The organism is Streptomyces sp. NPDC000075, assembly GCF_040301925.1.
GTDB classification, from domain to species: Bacteria; Actinomycetota; Actinomycetes; order Streptomycetales; family Streptomycetaceae; genus Streptomyces; species Streptomyces polychromogenes.
Map to the genome: position 1 here is coordinate 50,706 of NZ_JBEPFL010000026.1, position 12,619 is coordinate 63,324.

Here is a 12,619-nt window from a genome sequence, read left to right on the forward strand (position 1 = left end):
CGCTTTCATGTCCATCACCCAGTCCGACGTCGCGTACACGGCCGTCGCCACCGCCGAGAACGGCCGTGACGGCCGCGTCGCCACCAACGACGGCCGGCTCGACGTCGTCGTGAACCCGCCGAAGGAGCTCGGCGGCAGCGGCGCCGGCACCAACCCGGAGCAGCTGTTCGCCGCCGGCTACAGCGCCTGCTTCCAGGGTGCCCTGAGCGTCGTGGCCCGCAACGAGAACGTCGACGTCAGCGGCTCCACCGTGACCGCCGAGGTCGGCATCGGCAAGAACGACGAGGGCTTCGGCATCATCGTCAAGCTGACCGCCTCGATCCCGAACGTGGACGCCGCCGTGGCGAAGGACCTGGTCGAGAAGGCCGACCAGGTCTGCCCCTACTCCAAGGCGACCCGCGGCAACATCACGGTCGAGCTGAACGTCGCCTGACGCCGGCGCCCCAGCTCACGAAGGCCGCACCCCCTCAGGGGGGTGCGGCCTTCGCCGTAAACTGGCCGCATGCGTGATCTTGCGGGGGGCTTCCGGTACCTGATGGCCGGACAGAGATGGGTGTTCGGCAACGGCCGCTGGCTGGGCTTCGGCCTGCTGCCGGGGCTGGTCTCGCTGGTGCTGTACGGCGCCGCGCTGACCGGCCTGTTCTACGGCGCCGACGACTTCACGGCCTGGGCGACGCCCTTCGCCTCGGACTGGTCCTCGCCCTGGCTCGGCCTCTTCCGCGGCTTCCTGACCGCCGTGGTCATCTCGCTCGGGCTCTTCCTGTCGGTGATCACCTTCACCGCCGTGACCCTGCTGGTCGGGCAGCCCTTCTACGAGTCCCTCTCGGAGCAGGTCGACCGTACCGAGGGCGGCGAGGTCCCGGAGTCGGGGCGCTCGTTCTGGGAGGACCTGTGGATCTCCGCCCGGGACAGCCTGCGGCTGCTGGTGCGGGTGATGCTCTACGGGATCCTGCTCTTCGCCCTCGGGTTCATCCCGGTGATCGGGCAGACGGTGGTCCCGGCGATCGGCTTCTGCGTCTCCGGCTTCTTCCTCACCCAGGAGCTCACCTCCGTCGCCCTCCAGCGGCGCCGGGTGGACCTGGACGAGCAGCTCGTCCTGCTGCGCGGGCGGCGCGCGACGGCCCTCGGCTTCGGCGTGCCGCTGGTCCTGCTGTTCCTGATCCCGTTCGTCGCGGTCTTCCTGATGCCGGGCGCGGTGGCGGGGGCGACCCTGCTGGCGCGTGACCTGGTGGGGGCCGACGGTTCCGCGGACGACGCGGACGACGCGGAGGACGAGGCCGCTCGGGATCAGGCTCAGGGCGGCCAGACGGGCCCGTACGGGAACGCCGGGCCCTACGGCGGCGGCCAGCAGCCCTACGGTGCGGGCCAGCAGTCCTACGGCCAGGGCTACGCCCAGGCGCCGGGCCAGGCGTACCCGCAGGCTCCCGGGCAGGGTTACGGGGGCCAGGGCTACGCCGGCCAGGGCCAGGGCTACGCGGCCCCCGCTCCGGGCCAGGGCCAGGGCTACGGCCAGCCCCCTTACGGCCAGCCCCCGGCGCAGGGCTACGGCTACGACTACGGCCAGGCCCCGGCTCAGCCCGGTTACGGCCAGGCCCCCGGCTACGGCCACAACCCGGACCCGCGTTCCTCCTCCTGAGGCCGCGCCCCGGGCGCCTCAGCGCCCGGACCCGCGCCGCAGCAGGGTGATCGCCCCCACCGTGTCCTCGCCCGCGTGGGCGGCCGGGTCGGCGTCCAGCCGCTCCCGCATCAGGTTCAGGTACGGCTCGATCAGCTCCGCGCTGACCCCCTGGCCGGCGGCGGTGCGCAGCAGCGTGCCGCTGCCCGCGACCTGCATGGCCAGGTTGGACACCACCCCGCTGGTGAAGTCCCGGGAGGTCAGCCGCTCGGCCGCGTTGCCGACGAAGAAGCCCATCGCCCCCAGCCACTCCGAGAGCAGCGGGGCCAGGTCCTTCGGGGCGATGTCCTCGCCCTCGATCAGCGCGTAGGCGTGCGAGATCCCGGCGAACAGCCCGTACATCGCGCTCAGCAGTGCCACGTCGTGCAGGGCGGCGTGGCCCGGGTCCGTGCCGACGTAGCGGGCGCCGGCCGGGACCTCCAGGGTGGTCCGGTGGGTGTCGAAGAGGGCGCGGGAGCCGCTGTAGAAGACGTACCCGCCGGCCTCCGGGACGCCGATCATCGCCGGGGTGGCCATGATCCCGGCGTCCACGAAGCGGGCGCCCCGCTCCTCGGCCCAGGCGGCCCGGGCCCGGCCCTCGGCGGGGGTGCCGGTGGTGAGGTTGACCAGGTCCTTGCCGGTCAGGTCGACCCCGTCCAGCACGGTGGCGATGCTCGCGTCGTCCAGCAGGCAGAGCACGATCAGGGTGTTCGCGCAGACGGCCGCGGCGGCGCTGCCGGCGACGGCTGCGCCCTCGGCGGCCAGGGCCTCGGCCTTGGCGGGGGTGCGGTTCCAGACGGTGAGGGGGTGCCCGGCGGCGAGCCAGGTGCGGGCGAGGGCGGTGCCCATGTCGCCGAGGCCGAGGAGGGTGAGCGGGCGGTGCCGGGTGTCGTTGTCGGTCATGCCGTTTAGCCTGGTGGCAGGCTGACGGGTGCTCAAGTACGCACTTCGGAGTGGGTGGTTACCCCGGGGTGAGCGAGCAGGTGGGAGGGGTGGACGGGATGGCGTTGACGCGCAGGCCGGGTGCGGACCACTGCGGGATCGCGGCGGCGATGTCGGTGATCGACGGCAAATGGAAGGTCTCGATCCTGTGGGAGCTGGACCAGTGCCCGGGTCTCCGGTTCGGTGAGATGCGCCGCCTGGTGCCGGGGGTGTCGGAGAAGGTCCTCGCGGCGCAGCTGCGCGAGCTGGAGGCGGACGGCATAGTCCACCGCGAGGTCTACGACGAGGTCCCGCCCCGGGTGGAGTACTCCCTGACCCCGCTCGGCCAGGAGCTGAACGGGGCCCTGGAGTCCCTGGGGGAGTGGGGCGCCAAGCACCTGCTGCCCGACTCGGTCTAGACCGAGGGGACGTCCGCCGTGGCCACCGCCGGGGTGAGGGCGTCCGCTTCGGCGAGGAGGGTGCCGTCGGGGGCCCAGACCGCCGCGCCGCCGCAGCCCGTCCAGGGGCCCGCCGGGCCGACGTGGTTGGCGAGGACCACGTACAGGCCGTGTTCCTTCGCCATGCCCGGGTAGAGGGTGGCGCGTTCGGCGACACCGTCGCCGGTGCCGTACAGGGAGCTCGCCAGGTGGACGCGGCAGCCGTCGGCCGCGCCCCGGGCGGGCAGGTCCGGGAAGTGGTTGTCGAAGCAGACGCCCAGGGAGAAGCGGAGGCCGCCGAGTTCGAAGCGGCCGTCCTCGGTGCCGGGGGTGAAGGCGCCCCGCTCGTGCTGGTAGAGGTGCTGCTTGGCGTACGTGGTGAGGTGCGCGCCGTCCGCGTCGTAGACCAGCGTCGCGATGGCCGGCAGCGGGTTCTCCGTGCGCAGGGCGGCGTTGACGGCGACCGCGATGCCGGACGAGCGCAGTCCGTCCAGGCGGGGGTCGTCGGCGTCGGCCAGCCACAGGGCGGGGTCCCCGGCGAGGGACTCCAGTTCGTAGCCGGTGAGCGTGAACTCCGGGAAGACGACGAGTTCCGCGCCCTCGTCCCGGGCCCGGGCGGCGAGGGCGGTGGCGTTCGCGGCGTTCGCGGTGACGTCGGCGGGTGTGCAGGTCAGCTGGGCGGCGGCGATCTTCATGCCGGTCAGGATGCCAGGGCGGCGCCGGGGAGCCGTCCCCGGCGGCGGACGAAGGCCAGCTCGACCAGGTTGAGCCCGGTCACCACGGCCGTCAGCAGGGCGAGCGCCGCCAGGGAGGGCAGCAGGACGGCAGCCGGCAGCAGGAGCAGGACGACGGCGGAGGCCGCGAGCCGGGTCACCGACCAGGAGCGGAACAGGTGCCAGCGGGTGTACCCGAAGGTGGCCAGGAAGAGGGCGCAGCCCCCGTAGAGGAGGGCGGCGACGCCGAGCGGGAGCCGGGCCCCGGGGCGGGCGACGGCCTCGGCCATGCCGACGGCGACGGCGATGATCGAGGCGATCAGCGAGAGGTGCCCGTACGAGAGGACCTGCCGGGCCACGTCCGCGCGTACGGCGGCGGTCTCCAGGCCGTGCCGGACGGCGTCGGCCGCGAGGTGGAAGTACACCCACCACAGGCCGCAGACGAGGGCGAAGGCCATGGCGACGGCGGCGAGGGAGCCGGTGTCCAGCCCGGGGGAGGAGGCCACGGGGGCGCCGACGGCCACGATGGACTCGCCGAGCGCGATCATCACGAACAGGCCGAACCGCTCGGCGAGGTGGCCGGAGTCGAAGGCGATGCGGACCATGTTGCGGCGGGTCAGCCGGGGCGCGGCCAGGTCCACGGCGGCGGCCAGCGCCCACAGCCCGATCCGGGCCGGTCCGTCGAGGAACGAGCCGGCCAGCAGCAGGGGGCCGCTGACCAGCACCGACAGGGTGACCGGGGTGAGCCTCAGGCGGCGGCCGCGGCCGTGCGCGAGGACGGCGAGCACCAGGCGGGCGCAGAAGTAGGCGCCGGCCAGCAGCGGTCCGCGGTCCCCGAAGGCGTCGGGCAGGGCCAGCGCCATCAGCAGGCCGCACAGTCCGGCGGCGAAGAGGCCGAGCCGCTCCAGGGGCCGGTCGGCGTCATGGGTGTTGGAGTGGACGGTGTTGCCCACCCACACCCAGTAGACGGGTATGAACACGATCAGGGCCCGGCCGGTGCCGGCCCAGCCGTGGTCGTGGTGCAGCAGCGCCGAGACCTGGGTCACGGCGAACACCAGCACCAGGTCGAAGAAGAGTTCCGACCACGCGACCTTCTTCTCGCGCTCTTCCGGCTCCATGTCGTGTCCCCCCGCTCGAAGTCCGGGGGAAAGGATGCCCGGTGGGGGCGGGCGGCTATGCGCCGGGGCCCCGCAGCAGGGTGAGGAACGAGCGGAACGCGGCGGGCATGTCCACCGATTCCGGGGCGAGCAGCCACTGGTACTGGAGGCCGTCCATGACGGCGGTCAGCAGCGGGGCGGCCTGTTCCGGGGTGAGGCCGGAGGGGAGGCGCTCGCCGAACTCGGCGCGCAGTACGGCGGCCATCTCCTCGCGGACCTGCGCGTAGCGCTCGGTGAAGAAGGCGCGGGCCGGGTGGCCGTCGGTGACGCTCTCGCCGAGCAGGGCGGAGAAGGTCTGGACGATGCCGGGGCGCATGGCGTTGTACTCCACCAGTGAGGCCAGCAGGTCCAGGCGCCAGCTGCCCGCGGAGGCGCGGGAGCCGCCGCCGGTGTCCCAGCGGTCGCGCTCCTCCAGGACGGCGACCAGCAGGGCCTCTTTGGTCGGGAAGTAGTGCAGCAGGCCCTGCTGGGTCAGGCCCACGCGCTCGGCGACGGAGCCCAGGGAGGCGCCCCGGTAGCCGCGTTCCGCGATCACCTCGACCGCCGCGCGGACGATCTCGCCGCGCCGCTCCTCGCTCTTCGCCCTGGCCATCGCCCCGCCGCACCCCTTTCGACCGGACCCGTCCGCCGGTCGTACGACCGTACGCCATCCGTACATTACGAAAACATCACAACACCTACCGTCTTACAAGGAGAAGGTCCACCATGGGCCCACCGCACCGCCACCCACAGAGCGAGGAGGCACGGCCGTGACCGCTGCCGATCAGGTCCCCGACGAGCGCGCGAGCGAGCAGCTCCGCGAAGACGCCGTCGAGGCCGCCCTGGACAAGCTGGACCTCGACGCCAAGACCCGGCTCCTGGCCGGCCGGGACATGTGGTCCCTGCCGGCCCTCCCGGAGATCGGGCTGGGCTCCCTGGTCATGTCCGACGGCCCCATCGGCGTCCGGGGCGTGCGCTGGACCGCCGACGACCCCTCCGTCGCCCTGCCCTCGCCGACCGCCCTCGCCGCCTCCTGGGACCCGGCCCTGGCCCGCCGGGCCGGCCGGCTGCTGGCCCAGGAGGCCCGCCGCAAGGGCGTCCACGTCCTCCTCGCGCCCACCGTCAACCTGCACCGCTCCCCGCTCGGCGGCCGCCACTTCGAGTGCTACTCCGAGGACCCCTACCTGACCGGGGCCATCGGCACCGGCTACGTCCAGGGCGTCCAGGACGGCGGCGTCGGCACCACCGTCAAGCACTTCGTCGGCAACGACGCCGAGACCGAACGTTTCACCGTCGACTGCGCCATCGCCCCGCGCCCGCTGCGCGAGCTCTACCTGGCGCCCTTCGAGGCCATCGTCAAGGGCGCCCGCCCCTGGGGCGTGATGACCGCCTACAACCGGGTCAACGGCATCACCATGACCGAGCACGCGCAGCTGGTGAACGGGGTGCTGCGCGGCGAGTGGGGCTTCGACGGCTACAACGTCTCCGACTGGATGGCCGCCCGCTCCACCACCGGCTGTCTCGACGGCGGCCTCGACGTGGCCATGCCCGGCCCCCAGACCGTCTACGGGCCCGCCCTCGCCGCCGCCGTCCGCGCCGGGGAGGCCGACGGCGCCGCCGTCGACGGGGCCGTGCGCAACGTCCTGCGCCTCGCCGCCCGCGCCGGCCTCCTGGAGGGCGCCCCCGCCGTGGTCACCGAGCCGCCCGCGCCGGTCGACGGCCAGGCCCTGGCCCGCGAGCTCGCCGCCCGCGGCTTCGTCCTCGTGCGCAACGAGGACGGCGCCCTGCCGCTCGACCGCACCGCCGGCCGCACGGTCGCCCTGCTCGGCGCCGCCGCCCGCGACGCCCGCGTCCTGGGCGGAGGCAGCGCCACCGTCTTCCCCGAACGGGTGGTCTCCCCGCTCGACGGGCTCACCGCCGCACTGCCCGAGGGCACCCTGACCTACGCCGTCGGCGCCGACCCCAGCGAGGAGCCCGTCCCCGCCGGAGCCGGCTTCGAGCTGCGCGCCGTCTGCCGCGACGCCTCCGGGGCGGTCCTCGGCGAGGGCGGCCTGCCGTCCGGGCAGGTCCAGTGGATCGGCGACGACCTCCCCGAGGGGGTCACGTACGAGACGATGGCCAGCATCGAGGTCACCGGGACGTTCCTGCCGCGCGAGAGCGGCGAGCACGTCTTCGGCACCCGCGGGCTCGGCGGCTTCCGCCTCGCCGTCGGCGGGCGCACCCGCTGGGAGGGCGTCCAGGAGCTGGGCTCCGAGGCCGACCCCTTCGAGGCCTTCTTCGGCGCCCCCAGCGAGCGGGCGACGGTGGCGCTGACCGCCGGTGAGCCCGTCGAGGTCTCGCTGACCTACCAGGTGCCCGACATGGCCGCGATGCCGCTCAAGGCGGTCATGTTCTCCCTGCTCCACCTCGGCCCGCGCCGCGACCCCGACGAGCTGATCGCCGAGGCCGTACGGGCCGCCCGCGCCGCCGACACCGCCGTCGTGGTCGTCGCCACCACCGAGCGGGTGGAGTCGGAGGGCTTCGACCGCACCGACCTCGCGCTGCCCGGCCGCCAGGACGACCTGGTGCGGGCCGTCGCCGCCGCCAACCCGAACACCGTGGTCGTCGTCAACGCGGGCTCCCCGGTGGAACTCCCCTGGCGCGAGGACGTCGCCGCCGTCCTGCTGACCTGGTTCCCGGGGCAGGAGGGCGGGGCCGCGCTGGCCGACGTCCTCCTCGGGGACGCCGAGCCCGGCGGCCGGCTGCCCACCACCTGGCCCGCCGCCCTCGCCGACGCGCCCGTCACCGGGGTCGTCCCCGAGGAGGGGTGCCTGGAGTACCGCGAGGGGCTGCTCGTCGGCTACCGGGCCTACGAGGCCCACGGCGTCCGGCCCGCCTACCCCTTCGGGCACGGCCTCGGCTACACCGACTGGGCCTACGAGTCCCTGGAGGCCGGCGCCGAGTCCGTCCGCGTCCGCCTCACCAACACCGGCACCCGGCCCGGCCGCGAGGTCGTCCAGGTCTACCTGGCCCCCCTCGCCGACCCGGTGGAGCGCCCCGCGAGCTGGCTCGCCGGCTTCGCGGCCGTCGCCGCCGGGGCGGGCGAGAGCGTCGAGGTGGAGATCCCGCTGCCCGCCCGCGCCTTCGAGGTCTGGGACGAGGAGGCGTACGGCTGGCGCCGCGTCGGCGGCACCTACGAGGTCCGCGCGAGCCACTCGCACGCCGACACCCGGCTGACGGCGACCCTCGCCCTGTAGCCGCCGGGGCGCCACGACACGCCGGGGCGGGGCATTGGCCGGAATTCACCCCCGTCGCGGCCGGAAGACCGGGCCGGGAGCAGCCCCTGACAGCGGCTCCCGGCCCTCTCCCGTACCCGCGCGGCGGCCCGCGTCAACGCGGCGGCTGCGCCGCCGTCACCTGCCGGTGGGCCAGTTCCGCGAGCCGCGCCTGACCGTCCCTGCCGGGGTGGAACCAGTCCCAGTGGCTCAGCTGGTCCGCCCCGAAGGGGTACTGGAAGACGGCCCCGCCGTCGTAGCGGCACAGCTCGTCCGCCGCGCAGACCTGGCGCAGCGCCTCGTTGTACTCCACCACGCGCGCCCGTACCTTCTCCCGCCGGGCCGTCGCCCCGGCGTCGGCGGCCAGCGGCTCGGCCAGCATGGACTGGCAGATCCCCAGCTTCCAGATCTGCCGCACCATCGGATTGTCCTTGCCCTGCTCCCACAGCCGTTGCAGGTCCGGCACGGAGGACACGTACACCTGGGAGGCGGGCGAGACCGACCGCAGCTCCTTGAGGGCCTGTTCGAACCCGGCCCGGAAGTCCGCCACCGAGGTCATCGACGAAGCCGTGGGCCGGCAGGCGTCGTTCGAGCCCACCATCACCGTGACCAGGCCCGGCTTGTGCTGCGCCGCCTCCGCCAACTGCCCCGGCAGGTCCGCCATCCGCGAGCCCGTCACCGCGTAGTTCCAGCTGCGCCCGGCCACCTCCGCCCCGCCCAGCAGCCGGGCGGCCAGGGAGTTGACGGCGGGATCGCTGCCGGTCGCCCAGGAGACCTCGGGGCAGTCGGCCAGTACCGAACAGGCGTCGAAACCACGGGTGATGGAGTCCCCGACGGCGGCGACCGAGGCCGGCGCCGGGTTCCAGCGCGGCTTGGCCTGCGCCCCGCGCTCGCCCGGCTTCGCGGGCGGGGTGCCGTCGTCACAGCCGGTGACCGTCGCCGCCAGGACGGCCACCGCCACGCCCGCGCCGGTGACGGTCCGGCGTACGCGGCGGCGCGCGGCGGTGGTGCGCATCGGGTGGTCCCTCCCTCGTCGCCCCGCGTCCTTCCCGGGGCGTCCTGCTGAGTGAATGCTCTGTGTTTACGGGCTTTGGAGCGACCGTACGTCACACCATGACCCCTGGCGCACGGTAGCTTTTTCCCGTGGCGTTTCGGCCGCAGGTGCCGCTACGCAATGTCCATTATTTTCCGTTACATTACATCACGTCGCATACTGTCCGTTTTCTGGAGTTTATTCCCGACCTCGTCCCACACTGGAGGTCCCGGTGACGACACGTGGAGTTCTGTACGTGCATTCCGCACCGCGCGCGCTCTGCCCGCATGTGGAATGGGCTGTTGCGGGCGTGCTCGGGGTGCGGGTGAACCTCGACTGGATCCGGCAGCCCGCCTCCCCCGGCACCTGGAGAGCCGAGTTCTCCTGGCAGGCCGAGGCGGGTACCGCCTCGAGACTCGCCTCCGCCCTGCGCGGCTGGCACCAGCTCCGCTTCGAGGTGACCGCCGAACCCTGCCCGACCGCCGAGGGCGAGCGCTACAGCTCCACGCCGGAGCTCGGCATCTTCCACGCCGTCACCGGCATGCACGGCGACATCCTGGTCCCCGAGGACCGGCTCCGCGCCGCCCTGGCCCGCTCCGCGCGCGGCGAGACCGAGCTGGAGGCGGAGATCGCCAAGCTGCTCGGCAAGCCCTGGGACGACGAGCTGGAGCCCTTCCGCTACGCAGGCGAGGGCGCGCCGGTCCGCTGGCTCCACCAGGTGGTCTGAACCCGCGGGACATGTGAGAGGCCCCCTTCCGGCACTGCCGGGAGGGGGCCTCTCACATGTCCCGCGGGTCCTGCGGGTCCCTACGCTCAGACGGTGCGGAACGCCAGGGAGACGTTGTGGCCGCCGAAGCCGAAGGAGTTGTTGATCGCGGAGATCGGACCGTCGACCGGGAGCTTGCGGGGCTCGCCGCGCACGATGTCCGCGTCGACGTCCTCGTCCAGCTCGTCGACGTTGATCGTCGGCGGGGCGATCCGGTGGTACAGCGCCAGCACGGTCGCCACGGTCTCGATGCCGCCCGCGCCGCCCAGCAGGTGACCGGTCATCGACTTGGTCGCGGAGATCGCGATGTGGTCGAGGTCGTCACCGAGGACCTTGCGCAGCGCCTTCAGCTCGGCCGTGTCACCCTGCGGGGTGGACGTGGCGTGCGCGTTGACGTGGACGAGCTCGGCCGGGTCCAGCTCCGTGTTGTCGAGCAGGTTCTGCAGGGCCGCGGCGACACCGCGCCCCGTCGGCTCCGGCTGCGCGATGTGGTGGCTGTCCGCGGACAGGCCCTGGCCCAGCACCTCGCAGTAGACCCGGGCGCCGCGCTTGGCGGCGTGCTCGGCGGACTCCAGGACCACGACACCGGCGCCCTCGCCGAGGACGAAGCCGTCGCGGGCCTTGTCGTACGGGCGGGAGGCCGTGGTCGGGCTCTCGTTGTTCTTGGACATCGCCATCATGTTGGCGAACGCGGCGATCGGCAGCGGGTGGATCGCCGCCTCGGTGCCGCCCGCGACGACCACGTCGGCACGGCCGGTACGGATCATCTCGACGGCGTAGCCGATGGCCTCGGCGCCCGACGCGCACGCGCTGACGGGGGTGTGCACACCGGCGCGGGCGTTGACCTCCAGGCCGACGTTGGCGGAGGGGCCGTTCGGCATGAGCATGGGGACGGTGTGCGGGGAGACCCGGCGCACACCCTTTTCCTTCAGTACGTCGTACTGGTCGAGCAGGGTGGTGACACCGCCGATACCGGAGGCGATCACCGTGCCCAGACGCTCGGGGACGACCGTCTCGTCGTCGCCGGCCGGGGCGGTGTAACCCGCGTCGGCCCAGGCCTCACGGGCCGCGATGAGGGCGAACTGCGCCGAGCGGTCGAGCTTGCGGGCCAGCGGGCGGGGGAGTACCTCGCTCGGGTCCACGGCGGCCTGGGCGGCGATACGGACCGGCAGTTCGGCGAAGCGCTCGCCTTCCAGGGGCGAGACGCCGGACCGGCCGGCGAGCAGACCTTCCCAGGTCGAAGCGCTGTCGCCACCCAGCGGAGTGGTTGCGCCGATACCGGTGACGACCACGGTGCGATTGGTCGGGCTCACAGGAATTCTTTCTCCACGTCTAAGGGGGTGCTGAATTGTCACGGCGCCACCGCCGGGTGGCGACAAACGCTCGTCAGGCTCAGGCCTGGTGCTTCAGGATGTAAGACGCGGCGTCGCCGACCGTCTTGAGGTTCTTGACGTCCTCGTCGGGGATCTTGACGTCGAAGCGCTCTTCGGCGGCGACGACGACCTCGACCATGGACAGCGAGTCGACGTCCAGGTCGTCGGTGAAGGACTTGTCGATCTCGACGTCCTCGACCGGGATGCCCGCGATCTCGTTGACGATCTCCGCGAGACCCTCGACGATTTCTTCCTGCGTGGCGGCCATGTGGCGCTCCTTCTGTAGCTAGCTAGCTGGTGGTTCAGGTCCGGAACTGATCCCGGGCCCTAGGGGAGGGTAACGACCGTCGCGGCGTAGACGAGCCCCGCCCCGAAGCCGATGACGAGGGCGGTGTCGCCGCTCTTCGCCGCTCCGGTCGCCAGGAGCCGCTCCATGGCGAGCGGGATCGAGGCGGCCGACGTGTTGCCGGTGGTTTCCACGTCACGGGCGACCGTGACGTGCTCCGGCAGCTTGAGAGTCTTCACCATCGAGTCGATGATCCGCATGTTGGCCTGGTGCGGGATGAAGACGTCCAGGTCATCCGGGGTGATCCCGGCGGCGTCGAGCGCCTGCTGGGCGACCTTGGCCATCTCGAAGACGGCCCAGCGGAAGACCGCCTGACCCTCCTGGGTGATGGCCGGGAACTTCTGTGCGGCGTCCGTGCTGCGGAACTCGTCCCACGGCACGGTCTGCTTGATGGTCTCGGACTTGTCGCCCTCCGAACCCCACACCGTGGGGCCGATGGCCGGCTCGTCCGAGGGGCCGACGACCACGGCGCCGGCGCCGTCGCCGAACAGGAAGGCCGTCGCCCGGTCCTCCAGGTCCGTCAGGTCCGACAGCCGCTCGACCCCGATGACCAGGACGTACTCGGCGGAACCTTCCACCACCATGCCCTTGGCCAGGGTCAGGCCGTAGCCGAAGCCGGCACAGCCCGCGGAGATGTCGAAGGCGGCGGGCTTGACCGCGCCGATCCGGTGCGCGATCTCGGTCGCGACGGCCGGGGTCTGCTTGAAGTGCGAGACCGTCGAGACGATCACGGCGCCGATCTGCTCGGGGGAGATCCCGGCGTCGGCGAGCGCCTTGCCGGAGGCCTCCACCGACATCGCGGCGACGGTCTCCTGGGGCGAGGCCCAGTGCCGGGTCGCGATGCCGGAGCGGGAGCGGATCCACTCGTCCGAGGAGTCGATCTTCTCGAGGATGACCTCGTTGGGCACCACACGGGTCGGGCGGTAGCCGCCGACGCCGAGGATGCGGGCGTACGGGGAGCCCTTGGCCGGCTTGATCTTGGACAT

At 73.1% G+C, this 12,619-nt stretch carries 12 protein-coding genes and 1 pseudogene; 5 read left to right on the plus strand and 8 right to left on the minus strand.

Features of this window, described 5'->3' with window-relative positions:
- The first annotated feature begins 7 nt into the window (after positions 1–7).
- Both ABT403_RS26710 and ABT403_RS26715 read left to right on the plus strand, forming a co-directional pair.
- Positions 8–433: an organic hydroperoxide resistance protein gene (locus tag ABT403_RS26710; RefSeq protein WP_344155842.1), complete on the plus strand. Its 426-nt coding sequence runs from the start codon at positions 8–10 to the stop codon at positions 431–433.
- 69 nt (positions 434–502) lie between these two features.
- Positions 503–1,228, plus strand: a pseudogene (locus tag ABT403_RS26715) (EI24 domain-containing protein); the annotation flags it as partial.
- 426 nt (positions 1,229–1,654) lie between these two features.
- On the opposite strand, the gene ABT403_RS26720 reads toward ABT403_RS26715, so the two are convergent.
- Positions 1,655–2,557, minus strand: coding sequence for an NAD(P)-dependent oxidoreductase (locus tag ABT403_RS26720; RefSeq protein ID WP_344155839.1), 903 nt, complete (start codon positions 2,555–2,557; stop codon positions 1,655–1,657).
- A gap of 98 nt (positions 2,558–2,655) precedes the next feature.
- Here ABT403_RS26720 and ABT403_RS26725 point away from each other — a divergent pair, with 98 nt between their 5' ends.
- Positions 2,656–2,994, plus strand: a complete 339-nt coding sequence (locus ABT403_RS26725) for a winged helix-turn-helix transcriptional regulator (protein ID WP_344156805.1) — start codon at positions 2,656–2,658, stop codon at positions 2,992–2,994.
- Here ABT403_RS26725 and ABT403_RS26730 read toward each other — a convergent pair.
- From ABT403_RS26730 to ABT403_RS26740, 3 genes are read right to left on the minus strand one after another with little or no spacing between them, the layout of a single operon-like run.
- Positions 2,991–3,707 carry a carbon-nitrogen hydrolase family protein gene (locus tag ABT403_RS26730; protein ID WP_344155836.1) on the minus strand — a complete coding sequence of 239 codons (717 nt, stop codon included), beginning with the start codon at positions 3,705–3,707 and terminating at the stop codon, positions 2,991–2,993. The genes ABT403_RS26725 and ABT403_RS26730 overlap by 4 nt on opposite strands.
- A gap of 5 nt (positions 3,708–3,712) precedes the next feature.
- Positions 3,713–4,843 carry a low temperature requirement protein A gene (locus ABT403_RS26735; RefSeq protein WP_344155833.1) on the minus strand — a complete coding sequence of 377 codons (1,131 nt, stop codon included), beginning with the start codon at positions 4,841–4,843 and terminating at the stop codon, positions 3,713–3,715.
- 55 nt (positions 4,844–4,898) lie between these two features.
- Entirely contained in the window at positions 4,899–5,474 is a 576-nt protein-coding gene (locus tag ABT403_RS26740) for a TetR/AcrR family transcriptional regulator (RefSeq protein WP_344155830.1), read from the minus strand.
- Positions 5,475–5,631: 157 nt separating this feature from the next.
- Here ABT403_RS26740 and ABT403_RS26745 point away from each other — a divergent pair, with 157 nt between their 5' ends.
- Positions 5,632–8,097: a glycoside hydrolase family 3 protein gene (locus ABT403_RS26745; RefSeq protein ID WP_344155827.1), complete on the plus strand. Its 2,466-nt coding sequence runs from the start codon at positions 5,632–5,634 to the stop codon at positions 8,095–8,097.
- Between the two features lie 133 nt (positions 8,098–8,230).
- Here the strand turns inward: ABT403_RS26745 and ABT403_RS26750 are convergent, their stop codons facing one another.
- Positions 8,231–9,130 (minus strand): SGNH/GDSL hydrolase family protein, encoded by a 900-nt coding sequence (locus ABT403_RS26750; protein WP_344155824.1) that lies wholly within the window; start codon positions 9,128–9,130, stop codon positions 8,231–8,233.
- 250 nt (positions 9,131–9,380) lie between these two features.
- Between ABT403_RS26750 and ABT403_RS26755 the strand changes: the two genes are divergently transcribed.
- The gene (locus tag ABT403_RS26755) at positions 9,381–9,875 is read left to right on the plus strand and encodes a DUF3145 domain-containing protein (protein ID WP_344155821.1); all 495 of its coding nucleotides are present in this window, start codon (positions 9,381–9,383) and stop codon (positions 9,873–9,875) included.
- 86 nt (positions 9,876–9,961) lie between these two features.
- On the opposite strand, the gene fabF is transcribed toward ABT403_RS26755, so the two are convergent.
- The 3 genes from fabF to ABT403_RS26770 all read right to left on the minus strand — a co-directional run bounded on the left by fabF (position 9,962) and on the right by ABT403_RS26770 (position 12,619).
- Positions 9,962–11,227, minus strand: coding sequence for a beta-ketoacyl-ACP synthase II (gene fabF, locus ABT403_RS26760; RefSeq protein ID WP_344155818.1), 1,266 nt, complete (start codon positions 11,225–11,227; stop codon positions 9,962–9,964).
- A 79-nt stretch (positions 11,228–11,306) separates the two neighbouring features.
- Complete coding sequence (locus tag ABT403_RS26765; RefSeq protein WP_215013752.1) at positions 11,307–11,555, minus strand: acyl carrier protein; 249 nt, start codon at positions 11,553–11,555, stop codon at positions 11,307–11,309.
- Positions 11,556–11,614: 59 nt separating this feature from the next.
- A complete protein-coding gene (locus ABT403_RS26770) occupies positions 11,615–12,619 on the minus strand; it encodes a ketoacyl-ACP synthase III (RefSeq protein ID WP_344155812.1) in 1,005 nt (334 codons plus the stop codon).

What these genes read in the sequence shown, in the direction of transcription:
- ABT403_RS26730 (WP_344155836.1), bottom strand. Translation starts at nt 3,707, where the DNA reads ATGAAGATCGCCGCCGCCCAGCTGACCTGCACACCCGCCGACGTCACC.
- ABT403_RS26720 (WP_344155839.1), bottom strand. Translation starts at nt 2,557, where the DNA reads ATGACCGACAACGACACCCGGCACCGCCCGCTCACCCTCCTCGGCCTC.
- ABT403_RS26735 (WP_344155833.1), bottom strand. Translation starts at nt 4,843, where the DNA reads ATGGAGCCGGAAGAGCGCGAGAAGAAGGTCGCGTGGTCGGAACTCTTC.
- ABT403_RS26710 (WP_344155842.1), top strand. Translation starts at nt 8, where the DNA reads ATGTCCATCACCCAGTCCGACGTCGCGTACACGGCCGTCGCCACCGCC.
- ABT403_RS26750 (WP_344155824.1), bottom strand. Translation starts at nt 9,130, where the DNA reads ATGCGCACCACCGCCGCGCGCCGCCGCGTACGCCGGACCGTCACCGGC.
- ABT403_RS26740 (WP_344155830.1), bottom strand. Translation starts at nt 5,474, where the DNA reads ATGGCCAGGGCGAAGAGCGAGGAGCGGCGCGGCGAGATCGTCCGCGCG.
- ABT403_RS26725 (WP_344156805.1), top strand. Translation starts at nt 2,656, where the DNA reads ATGGCGTTGACGCGCAGGCCGGGTGCGGACCACTGCGGGATCGCGGCG.
- ABT403_RS26765 (WP_215013752.1), bottom strand. Translation starts at nt 11,555, where the DNA reads ATGGCCGCCACGCAGGAAGAAATCGTCGAGGGTCTCGCGGAGATCGTC.
- ABT403_RS26770 (WP_344155812.1), bottom strand. Translation starts at nt 12,619, where the DNA reads ATGTCCAAGATCAAGCCGGCCAAGGGCTCCCCGTACGCCCGCATCCTC.